At 37.1% G+C, this 20,253-nt stretch carries 17 protein-coding genes; 9 read left to right on the top strand and 8 right to left on the bottom strand.

All coding sequences use genetic code 11. From position 1 onward, the window contains the following. Positions 1-77: 77 nt before the first annotated feature. Positions 78-2,138, bottom strand: a complete 2,061-nt coding sequence (locus tag FB2170_RS07650) for a helix-turn-helix domain-containing protein (protein WP_013305962.1) — start codon at positions 2,136-2,138, stop codon at positions 78-80. 276 nt (positions 2,139-2,414) lie between these two features. On the opposite strand from FB2170_RS07650, the gene FB2170_RS07645 reads away from it, so the two are divergent. From FB2170_RS07645 to FB2170_RS07635, 3 genes are read left to right on the top strand one after another with little or no spacing between them, the layout of a single operon-like run. Beyond that, positions 2,415-2,963: an ankyrin repeat domain-containing protein gene (locus FB2170_RS07645; protein WP_013305961.1), complete on the top strand. Its 549-nt coding sequence runs from the start codon at positions 2,415-2,417 to the stop codon at positions 2,961-2,963. Between the two features lie 22 nt (positions 2,964-2,985). Next, the gene (locus FB2170_RS07640; protein ID WP_013305960.1) at positions 2,986-4,092 is read left to right on the top strand and encodes an acyltransferase family protein; all 1,107 of its coding nucleotides are present in this window, start codon (positions 2,986-2,988) and stop codon (positions 4,090-4,092) included. A gap of 59 nt (positions 4,093-4,151) precedes the next feature. After that, positions 4,152-4,703 carry an alcohol dehydrogenase catalytic domain-containing protein gene (locus tag FB2170_RS07635; protein ID WP_013305959.1) on the top strand — a complete coding sequence of 184 codons (552 nt, stop codon included), beginning with the start codon at positions 4,152-4,154 and terminating at the stop codon, positions 4,701-4,703. Here FB2170_RS07635 and FB2170_RS07630 read toward each other — a convergent pair. Together FB2170_RS07630 and FB2170_RS07625 are read right to left on the bottom strand one after the other, a co-directional pair. After that, complete coding sequence (locus tag FB2170_RS07630; protein WP_013305958.1) at positions 4,639-5,763, bottom strand: glycerate kinase; 1,125 nt, start codon at positions 5,761-5,763, stop codon at positions 4,639-4,641. The genes FB2170_RS07635 and FB2170_RS07630 overlap by 65 nt on opposite strands. A gap of 37 nt (positions 5,764-5,800) precedes the next feature. Beyond that, positions 5,801-6,598, bottom strand: a complete 798-nt coding sequence (locus FB2170_RS07625; RefSeq protein WP_013305957.1) for a universal stress protein — start codon at positions 6,596-6,598, stop codon at positions 5,801-5,803. A gap of 53 nt (positions 6,599-6,651) precedes the next feature. Between FB2170_RS07625 and FB2170_RS07620 the strand changes: the two genes are divergently transcribed. Genes FB2170_RS07620 through FB2170_RS07610 form a run of 3 tightly spaced genes read left to right on the top strand, consistent with a single transcriptional unit; the run spans position 6,652 to position 9,290 of the window. After that, on the top strand, positions 6,652-7,152 hold the full coding sequence (locus tag FB2170_RS07620; protein ID WP_013305956.1) for a GNAT family N-acetyltransferase: 501 nt from the start codon (positions 6,652-6,654) through the stop codon (positions 7,150-7,152). 14 nt (positions 7,153-7,166) lie between these two features. Further along, on the top strand, positions 7,167-8,501 hold the full coding sequence (locus tag FB2170_RS07615; RefSeq protein ID WP_013305955.1) for an MATE family efflux transporter: 1,335 nt from the start codon (positions 7,167-7,169) through the stop codon (positions 8,499-8,501). 21 nt (positions 8,502-8,522) lie between these two features. Next, the gene (locus tag FB2170_RS07610; protein ID WP_013305954.1) at positions 8,523-9,290 is read left to right on the top strand and encodes an enoyl-CoA hydratase/isomerase family protein; all 768 of its coding nucleotides are present in this window, start codon (positions 8,523-8,525) and stop codon (positions 9,288-9,290) included. A 245-nt stretch (positions 9,291-9,535) separates the two neighbouring features. Here the strand turns inward: FB2170_RS07610 and FB2170_RS07605 are convergent, their stop codons facing one another. Further along, on the bottom strand, positions 9,536-10,612 hold the full coding sequence (locus FB2170_RS07605) for a hypothetical protein (RefSeq protein ID WP_013305953.1): 1,077 nt from the start codon (positions 10,610-10,612) through the stop codon (positions 9,536-9,538). Between the two features lie 220 nt (positions 10,613-10,832). Here FB2170_RS07605 and FB2170_RS07600 point away from each other — a divergent pair, with 220 nt between their 5' ends. The 3 genes from FB2170_RS07600 to FB2170_RS07590 all read left to right on the top strand — a co-directional run bounded on the left by FB2170_RS07600 (position 10,833) and on the right by FB2170_RS07590 (position 13,772). Continuing rightward, on the top strand, positions 10,833-12,032 hold the full coding sequence (locus FB2170_RS07600) for a Gfo/Idh/MocA family protein (protein ID WP_013305951.1): 1,200 nt from the start codon (positions 10,833-10,835) through the stop codon (positions 12,030-12,032). 10 nt (positions 12,033-12,042) lie between these two features. After that, positions 12,043-13,257 carry a PHP domain-containing protein gene (locus tag FB2170_RS07595; RefSeq protein ID WP_041633106.1) on the top strand — a complete coding sequence of 405 codons (1,215 nt, stop codon included), beginning with the start codon at positions 12,043-12,045 and terminating at the stop codon, positions 13,255-13,257. Positions 13,258-13,322: 65 nt separating this feature from the next. Further along, positions 13,323-13,772, top strand: coding sequence for a 6-pyruvoyl trahydropterin synthase family protein (locus FB2170_RS07590; protein ID WP_013305949.1), 450 nt, complete (start codon positions 13,323-13,325; stop codon positions 13,770-13,772). Positions 13,773-13,808: 36 nt separating this feature from the next. Here FB2170_RS07590 and FB2170_RS07585 read toward each other — a convergent pair whose 3' ends face one another. Genes FB2170_RS07585 through FB2170_RS07575 form a run of 4 tightly spaced genes read right to left on the bottom strand, consistent with a single transcriptional unit; the run spans position 13,809 to position 20,207 of the window. Further along, positions 13,809-15,200 carry a DUF2231 domain-containing protein gene (locus tag FB2170_RS07585; RefSeq protein ID WP_013305948.1) on the bottom strand — a complete coding sequence of 464 codons (1,392 nt, stop codon included), beginning with the start codon at positions 15,198-15,200 and terminating at the stop codon, positions 13,809-13,811. Between the two features lie 11 nt (positions 15,201-15,211). Further along, positions 15,212-15,379 carry a hypothetical protein gene (locus FB2170_RS17355; RefSeq protein WP_013305947.1) on the bottom strand — a complete coding sequence of 56 codons (168 nt, stop codon included), beginning with the start codon at positions 15,377-15,379 and terminating at the stop codon, positions 15,212-15,214. A gap of 54 nt (positions 15,380-15,433) precedes the next feature. Continuing rightward, positions 15,434-16,942 carry a DUF1501 domain-containing protein gene (locus FB2170_RS07580; RefSeq protein WP_013305946.1) on the bottom strand — a complete coding sequence of 503 codons (1,509 nt, stop codon included), beginning with the start codon at positions 16,940-16,942 and terminating at the stop codon, positions 15,434-15,436. A 37-nt stretch (positions 16,943-16,979) separates the two neighbouring features. Next, positions 16,980-20,207, bottom strand: a complete 3,228-nt coding sequence (locus FB2170_RS07575) for a DUF1553 domain-containing protein (protein WP_013305945.1) — start codon at positions 20,205-20,207, stop codon at positions 16,980-16,982. Positions 20,208-20,253: the final 46 nt, after the last annotated feature.

Genomic DNA, 20,253 nt, shown 5'->3' with positions numbered 1-20,253 from the left:
CGGTATTCCCTACTGCATAAAAAAGTTTCAAGATTCACCTACTTTTGGTACTTTTTGTTTTTTTAATCTATTTAGGATTATATCAACTCCTTTTCTTCTAATGATTTTCTAAGCAAAGCTTGATTCTCCCAAAACTGGTCTTCAATTTTTTGTAGGGTTTTGTCAAATTCTGGATGAGATTGCAATGGTTTCATAACTGGGTCCTTTCTCATAAATAGTAAAATCCAGTATTGGTAATTATCCTCTGTAGCAAAATTTTTGAGTTGTTCCATGGCTTCATCGAGCTCACCTTCATAAGCATATTTTACTGCCATGCTTGCACTTTTATAAATAGATTGATCTTTTTCACAATATTCGGCATACGAATTAAAAAAGGTTGAAGCTTCTTTATCCAGACCCATTTCTTTGTATACTTTACTAATCTTTATATCCTCTTGAGGGTAAATATCTAAATTATAAGCTTCCCGAGAATCAGCGAATTTTTTATAATAGTGAAAAGCTTTTTCATAATCTTCTTGAAAATAATGGAATTTAGCTACCTCTTGCATGAGATCTAAACGCGTAGTATCCTTTGACCATTCAGAGGTTAACTGTTTTGTGGTCTCCTCCATATTTTCGTTTTTAGCATACTCTACGTATACCTTTACCAATGGTGAATAATAATTCTTAGGATCATAATTAAGCGACTCATTAATAAAAGTTATAGATTCATCGACAAATCCCGATTGAACCAATGCATTACTTAAGTGCAAATAAATGTACCCTTTGGCAACCGAATCATTGGCCGCAATGTCTAGCTGTACTCCTTTTAAGGCATACTCCAAATATTTATCTGTATTGGGAATTGCACGGGCATATAAATCCGCAAGCATTTGAACTACAGGAGTTGAATTAGGGTTATACTCCAATGCCTTCTCTAAATGCGGAAGTGCCAATCTATACTCATCAGTTTGGGCATAATATAACGCTTTGGCAATAAGACTTAAGTCCGATTTAGAATCATACAGTAATGCCTTATCGGCATAATTATTTATGAGCTCTGTATATTGTTTATGCTTTTTATCAATGTCTAGAAAATAATATGAAATTGCAATATTAGCATAAGCCCTCGCAAATTGAGTATCTTCTTTAATAGCTTTTTCAAATAATAAAACCGCCTCTTCTAAACCTTCTTTCGTTCGTGAATGATATGGCTCCAGTGCTTTTAAATAATAATCATAAGCTTCTAAGTTATCAGTTGGTTTTTTTTCAATTCGTTCCAACTCTGCAGGTGTAACTACAGCTTCAATGGACACGGCAATCTTCTTAGCAACATCATTCTGTAAAGCAAAAATATCCACTATTTCTTGATTGTATTGCTCAACCCAAATAGGAGTGTCAGTTGAAGCTTCAATCAATTGGATATTGAGCAATACTTGGTTTCCTACTCGTTGCCCACTACCTTCAACCAAATAATTTACGTTGAGTTCTTTTGCAATTTCGGGAGCACTTAAATTGGTTTGCCTAAACTTTTCAACAGAAGTTCTACTTATTACCCTTAGTTCTTCAATTTTTTGAAGGTTGTTTAAAGCAGATTCCATCAAACCATTAACAAAATATAGATTTGTAGAATCGTTACTTTCGTTTTTAAAGGGTAAAACGGCTATAGATTTTACAATCTTTTTTTCTTGAGGCACCTCTTTATTATTGAACATAAAATAAGAGGCTACAACAAGTACTGCACACATTCCTGCAACAAGATACCAACGATTCCTTTGAACAAAAGTGGACGTTGGTTCCTCAATTAATTCTTCATCCTTATGTTTACCAACTTCTCCTGGTGGATATCCATACTGTTCCCGAAAACATTTTATAAAGTACGAAGTACTACCAAACCCCACTTGGTGTGAAATTTCTGAAACCGTTAATTCAGAATAACTTTTCAAAAGCTCCATACCCTCTTGAAGACGGATTTCACGTATAAACTGACTTGCAGAAAGCTGCGTTTCTCTCTTAATTTTTCTAAGCAAATTAGACCTGCTCATGTTCATAGCATCTGCCAATTCTGAGACTCCAAACTGCTCGTTGGCCAAATTCTCACGAATTAATGCTTCCGCCCGATTAATAAAGCCGATCTGATTTGATTCTTGTATTGACATGCTATTCTTTACTAGCCCAAATTTTAAATAATATTAAAAAAACGGTTTTCATTAAATACGTGCTTGGCCTATGAAAAAAGCACCATTTGCATCATAATTTATACTGCCGCGTCATAATTTTTATTCCCTTATGAAACTTTATATGAATATCCGCATAGCTCATATGGCTTGCATCAAGTTCTATAGAACCTTTGTAATATCAAAAATTAAAACAAACATTTTAAAAATTAAATCATGAAATTAGTTAGAATCACATCATTAAGAATTTTAGTAAACATGTCACTTGCACTCCTTTTGTTTACTAGTGCATGCGGGCAATCAAACAAAACAAAAGAATCAAGTAGTGTAGAAGAGCAGTCTAAAGTAGCTGCACCGGAAATAGATATTAATGCGGCAGTACTTACAAATAATATTGAGGCCGTTAAACAACACATAGAAGCAGGTACCGATATTAATACGAAAGATCCAATGAGTGGATCTACTCCGCTAATTACGGCCGCAAGTTTTGGAAAAACTAAAATTGCTAAAATACTTATTGATGCCAAGGCAGATATGTCCTCAAAAAACAATGACGGAGCTACCGCCTTACATTCTGCTGCATTCTTCTGTAGAGTAGAAATAGTACAATTGCTTATTGACGCAAACGCTGACACTACTGCTAAAAATAATTTTGGCGCAACACCGAGAGAATCAGTATTGGGAGCCTATTCAGATATGAAACCTATCTATGAAATGCTACAACAACAATTAGCTCCAATGGGTATGGAAATTGACTTAAACGAGATAGAAAAGACTCGTCCTGTTATTGCAATGATGCTACAATAAATCACCTAATAACTTTATTCCGATGACAACAGAAAGAAGATACGATATAGATTGGTTACGAGTTATTGCTATTGGATTACTTCTTATTTACCATATAGCAATTGTATTTCAACCATGGGCTATGTTCATTGCCTTTATAAGAAGTGACGAACTTTTAGAAGGATTATGGAAACCAATGACAATGCTTAATGTATGGAGAATACCGCTACTCTTCTATGTATCAGGTATGGGATTATATTTTGCAATGCGCAAACGAAACTGGAAACAATTAATTCTAGAACGTGCAAAACGAATTTTATTACCTTTTCTGTTCGGGATTGTAGCCATTACACCCCTACATATGTTTCTTTTTCAGGAATATCATAATATGCCCTTAGGCTATTATCCACACATGGGACATCTGTGGTTCTTAGGAAACATATTTGTGTATGTCGTATTGCTAACACCATTATTCTACTATTTAAAAAAGAATGAAGGGGGAAAGGTAAAAAAGGGATTGTCATTACTTATGAAAAACCCACTAGGCCCCTTATCATTATCGGCATTTTTTGTCATGGAAACTATCATTGTAAAACCACAATTATTTGCTTTATATGCTCAAACTTGGCATGGCTTTTTTCTTGGGCTTCTAGCGTTTTTCTTCGGATTCATTTTTGTGTATAGTGGTAAAACTTTTTGGCAAACTGTTTTAAAATGGAGGTGGCTATATATTGGGTTAGCAGCCGCTCTATTTGGAATTAGGTATTTCGTTTTTGCGACAGAAGCCCCTAGATATCTTACTGCAATTGAATCAAATTGCTGGATTTTTGGAGTTTTCGGTTTAGGATACAAATACTTGAATAAGCCAAGTAATCTCTTAAGTTATTTGAGTAAGGCTGCTTACCCTGTTTACATTGTACATATGTTCGCCCTGTATGCAGGAGCTACGCTCATTTTGCCATTACAAATGCACGTCGTACTTAAATTTATTTCTATAACAGTGTTCACGGTAATTGTATGCTTTGTTATTTATGAGTTCATATTAAAAAGAATCGGTTTCCTAAAACTCTTGTTTGGAATAAATTGGAAACCAAGATTAAAAAAACAATCAATAATTGAGAAAGCAATCAAAAAATTAATTCCGAACTGAAATTTCAGTAAATCGGTTAAATCAACAGTTTATTTAATCAATCAAAAACGAACAACCCTATGAAAGCAGTAATTTATAATGATTACGGCTCACCCGAAGTTCTTAGAGTAGTGGAAATAGATAAGCCAATACCAAAGGATAATGAGATTCTTGTTAAAATACATGCAGCAACTGTGACCTCTGGTGATGTAAGGCTTCGGAGTTCAGATTTTCCGCCATTATTTTGGCTACCAGCTAGACTCATATTCGGTTTATTTAAACCTAAGAAAAAAATATTATGTCATGAGCTAGCTGGAACTATTGAAGCTATTGGGAATAAGGTTACTCATTTTAATGTTGGTAAAGATGTATTTGGAACAACTACCATGCTTAAAACTGGTTCTTATGCCGAATACATATGTTTACCTCAATCTTGGAAAAATGGAGTAGTAGCATTGAAGCCTAAAAATTTAAGTTTTGCAACATCTGCCACTTTACCCGTAGGTGCAATGACTGCAATGTACCTCATTGGAAAAGCAAATATTCAATGCCCCAATTTAGATTTTTTCAACCTAAAATTTTGGCAAAGTTATAACTGGCATTCACCAAATTGTCATAGCTTGAATTCATAGCATCCTCAAGGGATGTGACCTTTCTTAAAATTGAAGTTACATACGAAAGCCCAAATTCTTCTTGCATTTCAATCGAAAGATCAACCGCACCACAAAATGCAGCCACTGGTATCCCTTTCAATTTCGCAGATTGCACAACGCCACCCATGGTTTTGCCAGAAAGGGTTTGTTCATCCAATTGGCCTTCCCCAGTTATAATCCAATCAGCATTCACGATTTTCGAGTCAAATTCTGAAAGTTCTTTTATCAAATCAATCCCAGAGGTCAAATGCCCATGTAAAAAGGCTATCGCACCCCCTCCAGTGCCACCTGCCGCCCCAGCGCCCTTTTCTTGTTGTAGATCTATACCATATTCTTTCTGGACAACTTCAGCCAAATTACGTAGTCCTGCATTAAGAACTTCTATTTCGTCAGTAGTTGCTCCTTTTTGGGCGGCATATATTTTAGCGGCTCCTTGCTCCCCATAAAAAGGATTGGTGACGTCACAAGCAACTTTAATCCTGGCTCCTTTAAGTCTTGGGCGAACCTCTGAGTTATCAATTTTACAAACAGCGACCATATTTTTACCAATTGGTTCCAATTCTTGATTGTCTGCATCAAGAAAACGATAGCCGAGCGCACTTGCCATTCCCATTCCACCATCATTAGTAGCACTTCCTCCGATACCAAGTATGATTTCTTTGGCTCCTTTTTCCAACGCATCTACAATTAGCTCGCCTGTACCAAATGAAGTAGCTTGCATACAATCATATTCCGATTTAGGTAGAAGCTTAAGCCCGGATGCCTCCGCCATTTCAATAAATGCAATTTGTTTTCCTGGGGAATAAACATAAGAGGACTCCATTGATCGAAAAAAAGGGTCCTTTGCCTGTATTATAATTCGTTGACCATTAATATAAGTATTGACCACATCAATAGTACCGTCACCACCATCTGCCAAAGGGATTTTAGTAATTTCGGCATTTTTGAAGACCATACGTAATCCTTCTTCAACCGCCTCGCAAAACTCAAACCCAGATAGTGATCCTTTAAACTTATCTGGAGCAACGACGAATTTCATGAGTCAAAATTTGCATTAAGGGAATAATAGGCTTTTACTAGTCTTTCTTAACACTCAAAACCAAAACAGGGATTGGAACTGAAAATTCAGATTTTAGTACGGTATTCTTTTCCCATATGTTTTTGAAAAAACCTCTTTTCCTCCTAAAAACACTAAGGAGTTCTGGCTGTTTTGATTGAAAATGCTCCATAACCCCAAGATAGGTTGTTGCATTCTCAGTTATAGTAAGCTGGGAGCATAAATCCATCAAAGAAGTATCAACTCTTAAGTCCTCATCTGTATAACCAGGTGTTTTGACCAAAAGTAGGTTTACCTTAGAATCATGCTTTTTTTGTATTGCCACCAAAGGATCCACTATTCTATTTCTTTTTACAACACCTGATTTAAACGCCAAAAGTACATTTTTAAAAGGCTTGTATTTGGTTCCTTTAGGTACTACCAATGCTGGTATATCTGTTCTTTTCACGATTCTACCGGACGTATGGCCTAAATAAAGGCCTTCTTTTATCTCATTACTTCTGGGTGCCAGAATAATAATATCTATCCCCAGTTCTTTGTCAATATTCTTAATACCATCAACTAAATCCCCATTATAGGTTGCAATTTTAATATTTACATTTTTAGAATCAACCTGATTTATTACTCCCTTTAAACGTTCCTTACCACTTTTAGCAACCTTTTCTGAAATATTGGCCAGACTTCCCGCCTTGGCACTAACATTAAATACTTCCATCACAAAAACTGCAGCTGAGAAGTCCGCAGCAAAATCTACGGCATATTGTAAAGTTTCATTTGCGTTAGGCGATGTGCCAATGGGAACAAGGATGTTGATCATATCTATAAGTATTTATTATTACTTTAAATTTACAATTAAAATAAAACCAATTCATGATTCGTCGTGCAAAGATATTGGAAATTAGTAAAATACTTGCCTTAACTAAGGCTTGTGCGGCATATATGATCAAGAACGGGATTTATCAATGGAATGAGCACTACCCTTCTAAACAAGCTTTTGTAAACGATATTGAACGTGAAGAACTTTTCGTGTTGGTCAAAAATGATAAAATCATAGGTACTTTGGTCATTTCTGAATTCATGGATGAAGAATACGTTCCCATCAAATGGTTGACCCCAAATACACTTAATGTTTATATTCATCGCCTTTCTATTCATCCCGATCAACAAGGAAAGGGTCTTGCCCAAGAATTAATGGACTTTGCCGAGAACTATGCCAGGGAACATAGTTATGTCTCCGTTCGTTTAGATACTTTTAGCCAAAATAAGCGCAATCAAAGATTTTATGAAACCCGAGGCTATCAAAGATTGGGTGATATATATTTTCCAAAACAAAGTGAGCATCCTTTTCATTGTTATGAATTGGTGTTGTAATCCAAAAATGACAATTGAAAACAGTAGTTAGTTTTAAAACAATCAACAAATTGGCTATTCCTGCAACCATTGCGGGTATTGCAGAACCTATATTGTCGATTACCGATACGGCTATTGTTGGAAATATTCCAGTTGACGGTATTGAGTCACTTGCCGCTGCAGGTATTGTTGGGTCATTTTTATCAATGCTTATTTGGATCTTGGGTCAAACACGAAGTGCCATTTCCGCCATCATTTCACAATACCTGGGTGCTGGCAAATTGGACCAGGTAAAAACACTTCCTGCCCAAGCTATTACCCTCAATATCCTCCTGAGCATCCTCGTTCTTTTATCAACCATTTTCATCGTTGAGGATATTTTTAAATTAATGAACGCTTCAGGCAAAATTCTACAATATTGTGTCTCTTATTATTCCATTAGAGTTTGGGGTTTTCCGCTCACTTTATTTGTGTTTGCCGTCATGGGAATCTTCAGGGGTTTGCAAAACACCTATTGGCCAATGATGATTGCCATAGTTGGGGCCATTTTAAATATAGGATTGGATTTTCTGTTGGTCTATGGCCTAGAAGGGTATATCGATGCCATGCATTTAGAAGGTGCGGCATGGGCCAGTTTAATTGCCCAGGGAATTATGGCAATAATGGCCTTTATACTTCTAATCACAAAGACCGACATAAACCTAAGAGTGCGTTTTCCACTTCATCAAGAATTGAATAGACTGATCATAATGAGCTTAAACCTTTTTGTGCGTGCAGTAGCCCTGAACGTTGCCCTAATCTTAGCGGTTAGGGAAGCAACAGCTTTGGGAGATAAATACATTGGCGCTCATACCATAGCCATCAATATATGGCTTTTTGGTGCTTTCTTTATCGATGGCTATGGTGCCGCAGGCAATATAATGGGCGGACGATTATTGGGTGCTAAAGATTACAACGGTTTATGGCAATTGGCCAAAAAAATCATGTTGTATGGGGCCATTGTAAGTTTAATATTGATGATCACCGGATTTGTATTCTACCAACCTATTGGCCGGGTTTTTTCCAATGAAATTCAAGTTTTAGAAACTTTTTACGCCATCTTTTTTATATTGATACTTGGCCTTCCAATGAATACCATTGCCTTTGTTTTTGATGGTTTGTTCAAAGGCCTGGGAGAAATGAAATACTTGAGAAATGTATTGTTAACAGCTACTTTTATAGGATTTGTACCAACACTATTTATTACGAAGTATTTGAATTGGGGACTATATGGAATATGGATAGCCCTTACGGTTTGGATGTTCATTCGTGGCACTGCGCTAATATGGAAGTTCAGACGAAAGTTTCGCCCCTTATTACAAAACACTTAATTTTGAACAAAACTATAATTTATGGGCACTAACAGGGAAAACGGAAGTCTCTATACCAATATAGAAAATAAGGTTGCCACTGTTGAATTTGGGCATCCTGCGAGTAATTCTTTCGTGGCGGAACTTTTAGGCCGTCTTACCAATGAAATTAATTCGCTCTCAGAAAATGACAACATAACAGTGATTGTTCTAAAATCGGAAGGAGATAGAGCCTTTTGCGGTGGCGCCTCTTTTTCCGAACTCATGGCAATTTCGAACTTGGATGAAGGTAAAATGTTTTTTAGTGGCTTCGCCAACGTGATCAATGCCATGCGGAGATGTAAAAAAGTAATTGTTGGTCGTGTTCAGGGAAAAACCGTTGGTGGCGGTGTTGGTCTTGCAGCAGCCTGTGATTATGTTTTCGCCTCCGAAAATGCCTCCATCCGTCTTTCTGAACTATCTATAGGAATAGCTCCGCTTGTAATAGCTCCAGCTGTTGAGCGTAAAATTGGTAAAGCTGCAATTGCAGAAATGTCACTTTCCCCAACAGAGTGGAAAAATGCCTATTGGGGTAAAGAAAAGGGATTGTTTTCAAAAGTGTTTGGTTCTTTAAAAGAGTTGGACAAAGAGCTTGACTTCTTTACTCAAAAACTATCATCCTATAACCCTGACGCCTTGTATGAATGGAAGAAAGTTTTGTGGGAAGGTACTGAAAACTGGGATTCACTTCTTACTGAACGTGCTACTATAACAGGAACATTGGTGCTCTCTGAGTTCACGAAAAATGCACTTTCTAAATTCAAAAAATAATATTCCTGAGCAGATTTCGTTTTACTTTTTTAAATATTTCAGATGGATATTCTTGATTTTCTTAACAGTGACCTCGTCTTTCCTATTCTTGCTTTGTTCGTAGTGGTTATATACTTTGTAAACCGTGTTCGTAAAAGAAGAAGATTCAAAAGGTAATTCATGATTCGGTTTCACGTTTAGTTCCGAAGTTATGTGGTGCAAGCATTGATTATAGGTTTTGTTGAGCCCCGTATTTTTTCTTTGTATTATTTTTTTGAGAAGCAAGGAATTACGTGCTCTTTAAAATATGGCTCCTGATTGACCCAAAACATATAGCGGACTTTTAAAAAATCTTTTGCAAATCCATGAAGCAATGGTACAATGTTTTCGTTGTGTTCGTCTACATTTGCGTGCTCCACTTCCCCAGTTTCCCCAATATAATTTCCATCTTGTATAGCAATTCCTAGTGGTACTGTATATTTACCTTCATGCATTAATGTTATGGTATGGTTTAATTGTCCCGTTCTTTTTACCATTAAATCAGGGCCTCCTAGCCCTACACCAATTTCTTCACCATACTTGTATATACTTTTAAGATAACCTTTGTCTTCCCAGGGCAGCCATTCTCCCGGCATGAAATTAGCATAGATCATAGTAGTGGAATTCGAAAAAGCTCTTTTTAATGCCTTCATATTTGCCTTTAATCCAGCAACGTATTTCTGTTCTGAAAACGTAGAGTCCATTTTTTCACTTACTTCAATGGCCGTTTCCTGAAGATTGATGCCTTCAATTTTTCCATCGTATTCTTCTCCTAAAGCCTGTAGAAACAATGCAAAACGTTCTCTTACTTTTTCGTTCCATCTTTTTGCCACCCAACCAGCTGGTTCTCCATTTTCAGTATACTGTTGTATAGCTCCACCATCGTAATCATCTGTTAGCAGGTAGTCTGGCACAGCATTGTTATTTGGATAAAACGTTGCATCTTGTATTTGTAAAAACAGTTTTTTACCATGTTTTTTCAGGTAATCATAATCTTCTTTTAGTAGTGAAAAATCGTATTGTCCTTTTGAGGGTTCAAAATTTTTCCAGAAATACATAATCTGGGCACCTTTGAACATTGGGTGACGAAGTAATGGGTGATCGATTATTTCGTGCCTTTCTCGAGCAAAATAAACAAAGTGTTGAATGCTGTCCTCAGGTATGGGGCAGTTTGCGCTTAAGTACTTTTTGTAAGCATTCTTGTATTTTTCTCCAACATTTTCTGAATTTTGGCCAAAACAAATTTGAGTGGTTATAAAAATAGCTAAAGTTAGCACTACAGTATGTACAATTTTGCCCGCCATTTTTTAATAGTGTTAAAATCTCTTGTATTGGTTACAAAGATTGGATATAGTTCTAAGCTATACCTCACTTATAAAAACTAAGTTACTACCTCCCCAACTTTCATAATACGATTTATACGGCAAAGTAGCTGCAACAATGTTTTTGGTATGTTTTCTATCCTATATATTAGCGCCTGCATAACTAACTTTGTTATATTTGAATAGATTCAATTCAAAACATATGTCTCTACGCAACATAACCTTAATTCCTTTTGTTGCCATTGCTTCTCTTATCCTCATAAGTTGTGGGTCAAAGTCCGATACCAAAAAACAAACCGCAAAGAAAGAAACCGCCAATGAAATCGCGGATAAAGTAGACTATACCTATCAAGGCGAATCTTTAAAAGTGGCAATCATTGGTCTGACCCATGATCATGTTCATTGGATTCTTGGTCGCGAACAACATGGTGATATTGAAATTGTCGGTATTGTCGAGCCCAATCTTAATTTGGTTAAAAGACATCAAAAGCAATATGGGTTTTCTATGGATTTGGTCTTTAAAACCATGGAGGAAATGATAAAAGTGGTTAAGCCAGAAGCAGTAATGGCCTTTAATGATATTTATGGGCATTTGGAAGTTGTAGAATATTTTGCCCCTAAAGGCATTCACATTATGGTTGAAAAACCATTGGCCGTGAGCTTGGATCATGCCGAAAAAATGATTGCTTTGGCCAAAAAACATAAAGTGCAATTAATGACTAATTATGAGACCTCATGGTATGGGAGTAATGCCAAGGCTTTTGACCTAATTCATAAAGAAAAGAAGATTGGAGACATTCGTAAATTAGTATTTAACACAGGACATCCAGGGCCAATAGAAATTGGTTGCAGCAAAGAATTTGTCTCGTGGCTTACAGATCCAAAACTAAATGGAGCTGGCGCCCTTACCGATTTTGGCTGCTATGGAGCTAATTTGTCGACATGGTTTATGAAAGGTGAAACGCCACAGGCAGTAACCTGTATTACCCAAACAATCAAACCGGACCTCTACCCCAAGGTTGATGATGATGCAACAATAATCTTGGACTATGACAAAACACAAGTAGTAATCCAGGCATCGTGGAATTGGTCGCACAACCGAAAAGACATGGCGGTTTATGGTAAGCATGGTTACGTGCTCTGCAAAAATGGCGAGGATATGGAAGTTCTAGAAAATGAAAAAGTTGGCCCTAAACCCTTAAAAGCCTTGGCCCTTAAAAACGGTATACATGACCCTTTTGCCTATTTCACCAAAGTAATAAAAGAAAATCAACCTATGGAGTCTTTCGGTCTTTCTTCACTGGACAACAATTTAATGGTAATGCAGATTCTCGAAGCGGCGAAAGAATCTGCCAAAACCGGCAGAACCATAGTTTGGGATGAATTTTTCGCCAACAAATAATAAGTATATCATGAAATATCTAAAAACCACCCTTGTATTGATTTTGGTTCTCACTATTAGTTACAGTTGTAAAGACGAAAGTGCGAGTACCAAAAAAGAAGTTGCTAAGCAATGGTTCAAAGGAAACCTACATACACATTCTTATTGGAGCGATGGTGATGAGTTCCCAGAACCCATATTTGATTGGTATAAATCCCAAAACTATCATTTCTTGGCATTGACCGATCATAATACCTTGGCAGAAGGTGATAAATGGATTGAAATTAAGGAGGATTCGGTTTATCAAAACGCATTCAAAAAATATCTTGACACTTATGGGGCCGATTGGGTAGAATATAAAATCGATTCGGGTAAAACCTTGGTGAAGCTAAAAACATACACCGAGTATAAAAGTAAATTTGAGGAGCCCGGTAAATTTTTGGCCATTCAGTCCGAAGAAATCACCGATAGTTTTGATGGGAAGCCATTGCATATGAATGCCACCAATTTGGAGTATAAAATCGATCCTTCGGGTGGTGGTAATGTAGCTGAAGTATTGCAGAATAATTTAGACCAAGTACTTAAACAAAGAAAAGAAACAGGCACTTTGATGTTTCCGCATGTTAACCATCCCAATTTTGGATATGGTGTGGCTTTGGAAGATATGATATCGCTAAAAGGGGAGCGTTTTTTTGAAGTATACAACGGGCACCCAATGGTACATAACATGGGTGATTCCGTTCATATTTCAACAGAGATTATGTGGGACCTGATTAATATTTCATACCTGAGAGATAAAAAACCCATAATGTTCGGGTTGGCAACAGATGATTCACACCATTACCATAGAAAAGGCTCTGAATGGAGTAATGCTGGCAGGGGTTGGGTCATGGTACAAGCAGATACGTTGTCGGCCAAATCATTGATTACTGCCATGGAATCTGGGGATTTCTATGCCAGTACAGGAGTTGAGCTTCAAAAAATTGATGCTGTAGCTAGAGAGCTTTCAATAGAAGTCATTCCAGAGACCAATGTAACTTATACCTTGGATTTTATTGGTTGTATGAAAGGTGATTCAGAAAGCAAGGTATTAAAATCAATTAAAGGCAATAGTGGAAACTATAAGATGCCCGACGATCTTTTATTTGTGAGGTGTAAAGTTACGTCCTCGAAAAAACAAGATAATCCCATAGAAGATATAATCTATGAAATGGCATGGACACAGCCCATCTTAGGGTCAAAATAATCCAGAGGTAATACTATTGACTTTCGTTTTAAAGAATGCATACCTTTGCAACCTAATCATGCTTCATGAAAAACATAAGGATTACCAAACAATTTACTTTCGAAACCGGTCATGCGCTATATGGGTATGATGGTAAATGCAGAAATGTACATGGGCATAGTTACAAACTTTCTGTAACCGTAATTGGGACTCCTATTGCCGATACTTCCCATGTAAAATTGGGAATGGTCATCGATTTTGGCGATTTAAAGAAAATCGTAAAAGAAGAAATTGTTGATCCTTTTGATCACGCAACTGTGTTCAACAAAAACACTCCACATGTTGATTTGGCGAAGGAATTAATGGAGCGGGGCCATAATGTAATACTTGCAGATTACCAGCCTACAAGCGAAAATATGGTGATTGACTTTGCGGAAAAGATAAAGACCAGACTTCCAGAAAATATTTCATTGCATTCATTAAAACTACAGGAAACTGATACTTCTTTTGCCGAGTGGTACGCATCAGATAATTAATTGAAAACGCTGTAATTTATTTGCGTCGCATCTATTCTAAATACCAAAAATTATTTCAGGGTAATTCCCATTTGCAATGTAGGGTTGAATATTTTCCTTCGTAATAGTCGTCTTCCACACATAAACCTTTTCTAAATACTCCATTTTTGAAAAAGTGTCAAGGCTCGCTTTGGTAATCTTGGTCCCATATAAATTGAGTCTCGTAATATTTTTACTTGAGACAAGTGCAGCAACCCCAAAATCTGTAATTGGGTTATTATGAATTCTTAGTTTTTTTAAATTCTGAAATTGCCCGATGCTTTTCAAATGTTTATCATTTAAATAATTATCTGCAAGAGATAGGGATATAATATTTTCTTTTATTTTGAGAAGTTTTTGGAGCTTTTCATCCCATATTTCCAAATTGGCTTTGGAAATAGTTTTAGCCGGTAATACGACCTCATACAAATTTGAGCCAAATATTAACTCCCTAATCCTAAAACCTTCAAGAATAATCTCTTCTAAAATAGCAGGGTCAACCATTTCTACAGCTGGCAGTTTATCATGTCTTCCTTCGCCTTTCCTCTCTAAACCAAGCATATTTGACGCAATGTATAGTATTTCATCCGAGGTTTCCACCGAGTCAACTTTTATGGTAAAATCGGCTTTGGCATTTTCTATCCAATATATTAGGATTGTTTTTTCTTCTTCAGTTAAGGGCGTCTTACCTTCGGGAGGCATAAAGTCTTCATGTTGGGAATCAAGTTGAATTCGTCTAATCATTTCCGATTTTGAGGCATTCCCAGCGGTTAAAACCGGGCCGTTTTCACTTCCTTTCAGAATTGAAGTCTCATCTTCATAGGACAGTCCACCTTTCTTCTTACCTGAATTATGACAGCTAATACATTTGTCCCCCAGAATGGGCTCCACCAAATAATCAAATACTTCGGCTTCCTCAATGGTTTCCAATGGTTTTAACTTCTTTTCTTCCTTTTTTCCAAAAGGAGCATATTTAAAGAGATAATCGCTCCCATGAGTCAGGTTTCCTCCATAGTGCCCTGTAACCATTAACAAGGTCATTAATAGTACTAGTATAATAATGCTCAATTTATGGTGCTCTATTTTTGGTATCCTAATTTTATCAATCTTAATAAGCCATGCAAAAAACGCAATTATCGTAGTTGCAATACCAAACCATAGATGATTGTTTAAAGCCTCTTCGTCATAATCCCCACTTTGTGATAACATATACCCCAAAATACAAGCAGTCAAGGCCGTCAACATGCCCAATAGCAAAGCCAAAGGAACAACCTCAGTCAAGGTCTGTTTTTTCCTTATACCACCAATCAATTCCAATACAAATGCAAAAATCAAAAACCCAATAGGCAGATGAACTATTAAGGGGTGAAATCTTCCTAAGAACAAAATAAAATCAGATGCGCTCTCCATATTGACGACTATTAAATATTCCTGAAAATGACCCAACCCCTTTCTAACTTGATTGGAGCGGTATGATGTGAGTTCCAGCGGCACTGGTATGGATTCTTACCCTCATCTATGTATATATCATGTCCATTGTTAAATATGGCAGTTTCATCTTGATACATTTGTTTTACTGGTCTATTCATTGGCGGTTTTTGATAAAATTTCTTCGTGAGTTCAACATTGGTTTATTTGCTTACTTATGCTAAAATATCCTTCACCACGTTTCCGTGTACATCGGTCAAACGAAACCGTCTTCCTTGATACTTATAAATCAACCTTTCATGATCTATACCAAATAAATGCATCAATGTAGCTTGAAAATCATGGGTATGAACTGGGTCCTTTATTATGTTGTAACCAAAATCATCAGTTTCCCCTAATGTAAAACCAGGTTTTACACCTGCTCCTGCCATAAACATCGTAAATGCCTTTGGGTGATGGTCACGACCATAGTTTGTAGCAGTTAATTCACCTTGAGAATACACAGTTCTTCCAAATTCGCCTCCCCAAACCAGTAATGTGTCTTCGAACATTCCTCTTTGCTTTAAATCTTTTATAAGGGCTGCCGTAGCCTGATCAGTATTCTTACTTTGGTACTTAACTCCTCCTGGGCAATTTCCGTGTTGGTCCCACCCTTGGTGGTATAGTTGTACGAATTTCACGTCTTTTTCCAGTAGCCTCCGGGCCATTAAACAGTTTGCTGCATAGGTACCAGGATCTCGACTATCTTCTCCATACATTTCAAAAATATAATCAGGTTCATCAGATAGGTCGGTTACTTCAGGTACAGAGGTTTGCATCCGAAAAGCCATTTCATATTGCTTCATACGGGCATTGATTTCTGGGTCGCCGTATGCGTCATATGCTACACTATTTAATTGGTTTAAATAATCTAGCATATGTCTTCGGTCTTTGCCGTCATAATTTTCTGGGTCACTAAGGTAAAGCACTGGGTCTTTTCCTGATCTAAACTGTACCCCCTGATGTTCAGTTGGCAAAAACCCATTCCCCCACAAACGGGAATACAAGGGTTGTCCAGATCCATTTTTAGACACCAATGTTATGAATGTAGGTAGATTTTCATTGTCCGACCCTAAACCGTAGCTAAGCCATGCTCCTATAGATGGCCGCCCCGGAAGCTGGCTGCCTGTTTGGAAAAAGGTAATGGCCGGGTCATGATTGATTGCATCGGTATGCATGCTCTTGATAAAACATAGATCGTCAACAACTTCTGACAAATAGGGCATTGCATCGCTAACCCAAGCCCTAGACTCGCCATACTCCTTAAAGTTCATGGTGGACGGGGCTATAGGAAATGCAGTTTGGTCAGCACTCATCCCTGTTAGCCTTTGCCCTGCACGTACAGAATCCGGTAAATCCTGACCAAACCTATCAATAAGTTTAGGCTTATAGTCGAACAGGTCCAGTTGAGAAGGGCCTCCGCTTTGAAACAAATAGACAATTCGTTTTACTTTGGGTAAATAATGCGGCAACCCCAAACTATTGGTATTGGTAATTGATAAGTCTAAATCATTATTTTGAGTACCGACAGTACTCCACATCTTGTCAGTTTTAAGTAGAGAGCCTAGTGCGATTGCTCCAAGACCCAATGAGGTTTTCTTAAAAAATGTTCTCCTATCAAGTTGCTTTTCTATTTTCTGTAAGTCCTTATTACTTGATCTCAATATATCGTGGTGGTCACACATTTTTAGGTTTTATGCCTGTTTTCAATTTTTTTAAAACTTACCTTTTGGTAATAGTAGCGTCGGAATTCATGATAGTACTCACTATCACTGTATTGGCCGCAACAAGGGCCTCATCATCTACGGTTTTGATACTAGATGCTCCTGAATTCATCCACCCTTTGGTTTTTAATTTGTTGATTCTAAATTTTTCATGTTCTTCTTTATGGAACTTAGAAAGTATTTCTAATTCTTCGGATTTAATTTTTCTGCCTGTCAACTTCCTAAAGATAAATGCTATACCCTCTTTGGAGCTGTCATAAGCCAGCATCTTCTTTCCTAAAACCCTAGCTGCTTCTATATATGTAGGATCATTGAGTAATACCAAAGCTTGTAATGGTGTGTTGGTCTCCTGCCTACGAACAGTGCATACATCTCTGGTGGGTGTATCAAAGGTCGCTATGGTCGGATAAGGCACTGATCTTTTCCAAATCGTGTACATACTTCTGCGATACAGTTTATCTCCTGTATCCTGTTTATATTCTCCCCCGTTCACCTTCCATAAATCTTTAGGTTGATAAGGTTTTACGCTTTCTCCTCCAATTTCTGTATTGAGTAAGCCAGAGCAAGCTAGAGCATTGTCTCTCAACATCTCACCGGTCAATCTTTTGGAAGGGCCTCTCGCCAACAGCCTATTTTCAGTATCATTCTCTCGTGTTTTTTTATCCACAATGGAAGATTGCTGATAAGTATTCGACATTACAATCATTTTTTGTAGTTCCTTGACGTCCCAGCCTGATTTTCTAAAAGATATTGCCAACCAATCCAACAACTTTGGGTGACTGGGCATTTCGCCCTGGTTTCCAAAATCCTCACTGGTTTTTACCAATCCGACACCAAAATAATGCTGCCAGTATCTATTAACAGCCACTCGTGCTGTTAATGGGTGGTCTTTATGAAATAGCCATTTGGCAAAACCCAGACGGTTTTTGGGGTAGCTATCGGGCATTGGTAATATTGCTTCTGGAGTGTCTGGAGACACCTCTTCTCCTTTGTTATCATAAACTCCCCTTTCCAAAACATATGTCTTTACAGGCTCTGTGGTTTTTCGCATAACCATAACTTCTTGAATCTTTTCTGCACTATCTACATATACTTTCCGAAGCTTTGCTAATTTTTGGTAAGCCTTGTCTGTTTTTTTTGTAATGACTTTAATATAATATTCCTTCAATAATTTTTTGTCCTTTTCAGTTAGTTGAACATTGCTTTTGGACAGTATTAATGATAAATCTTTATTATCTGCCAATTGCATTATCTCAATAGTTGATAATTCCTTATTAAAAACCTTGACTTCATCAACAACTCCTCCCTTAATCCCTTTGCCTCGCCACCGAGCTCCTAGTTGTAGTCCTGGCTCTGTTTCATTTCCAAAAAGAATATTCTTATACAGATTATCGACTTTAATAGCTGTCTCTGCTTTCTTACCATTTACAAAAAGTCTATATCCTGAAGCCTTGCTGGAACCGTCATAAGTGACTCCTAAATGAATCCATTGATCTCTAGGAAACCCGTTTTTGGATATTTTGATAATGGCATTATCGGGCGCGGTATGTGCCATCATTAATTCAAGTCTGTTGTTATTAATCTTTAGATGATACCCCCGCCAATTATATAAAATGGCACCATCTCCTTTGTGAAAAATATTTCCATCTTCTATTTCAGATGGGATATTTGCCCATACACTTATACTAAACTTATCATTTCTTCCAAAAACTCCTGTCTCTTTCAAATCTAACCATGAATCTCCGTCAAATACTATTCCCTTTCCAAATTTCCCCATAGTAAGTAGATCTTTCTGGTCTCGCTTCATAGTGGCCTTTTTAGAGGGATTCAATGCATCTACAAGTGATTCATCGTTCAAATCAAAATAAGATACTATGCCTTTTGGTTTCCTTTTTTGAATTCCTTTATATTTTTGGAATCTTATCCATTCTTTAAAATCCAAGGTTACCTCTGATTTTTCTATTTCCTTTATCTCTGCATGAGACTCTTCCAACAACCCCTCCATATATATTTTTATTTTTTCCTCTTCATCTGTGTATAATAACATAGTGGGAACAGGCATAGCGTTATTAAAAGAAATTTGACCCGATTCATTTATAGAATTAAAATAGCTGGTTAGTTCATAAAAGTTCTTTGTTGAAACAGGATCATATTTATGGTCATGACATCGCGCACATGCAACGGTAAGCCCCATAAAGGCTTGACCAACTGTACTGACCCTATCAACGGCATATTCAACTAAAAACTCTTCATTTACGATACCTCCTTCCATGTTCTGCGGATGCAAGCGATTAAAGGCGGTAGCCAAATTCATTTCAGTCGTTGCATTTTCTATTAAGTCTCCAGCCAGTTGCCATGTTACAAATTGATTGTAAGGCATATTTTTATTGAAAGCTTCAATTACCCAATCTCGCCAAGGTGACATATCACGATAACGGTCAACACTATAACCATGTGTATCTGCAAATCTGGATAAATCCATCCAGCCCAATGCCATTTGTTCGCCGTAATGAGAGGAATTCAATAATCGATCTACTTGCCTTTCATAGGCATTGATAGAGGTATCTCTCATAAAGAAATCCAAGTCTTCCAAAGAAGGTGGTAATCCTGTAAGATCTAGTGAAAGCCTCCTCAGTAAAATCTCCTTATCTGCTTTTGCCGAGGGTAGTATCTTCTCTTTTTTAAGCCTGTCAAGAATAAAATTATCAATTGAATTTGCCGCTAAATTTACATTTTCAACCTTTGGTACCTCATACTCTTGAGGTTTGATAAAAGCCCAATGATCTTTATACTCTGCACCATCTTCAATCCATTTTATCAACATCGCTTTCTCATAATCGGAAAGAGATAAGTGAGATTCCGGTTCAGGCATAACATAATTTGGGTCTTCAGAAATGATTCGATGAAAAACTTCACTATTTTTTAAGTTACCGGGGTCAATGGCTACTTTACCCGGAGATTCAGGTAATTCAGAATAAGCCAAGTTGGAAATATGTAGCTGAAGGCCAGCCTTTATTTTGGCTTTGTCAGGACCATGACATAAAAAACATCTATCTGAAAGAATAGGTTTTACGTGTTGGTTGAAATCTATTCTCTCAGGAAGCTTTTTATATTCCAAAGCCACTGATTCTGGTAATTCTGGGGCTACACAAGAAAAGAAGAACACAAGTACAATGAAGACCAAAAGATTCTTTGCCTTAAATATAAAAAATGATTGTTCCAACATTATTCAACTATAAAATCTTGCTCTTCTGAATTGCAATACTTAACGA

The organism is Maribacter sp. HTCC2170 (genome assembly GCF_000153165.2).
Classification (GTDB): Bacteria; Bacteroidota; Bacteroidia; order Flavobacteriales; family Flavobacteriaceae; genus Maribacter_A.
The sequence above is the reverse complement of the archived record's forward strand: the minus strand, read 5'-3'. Positions and strand labels throughout refer to the sequence as shown.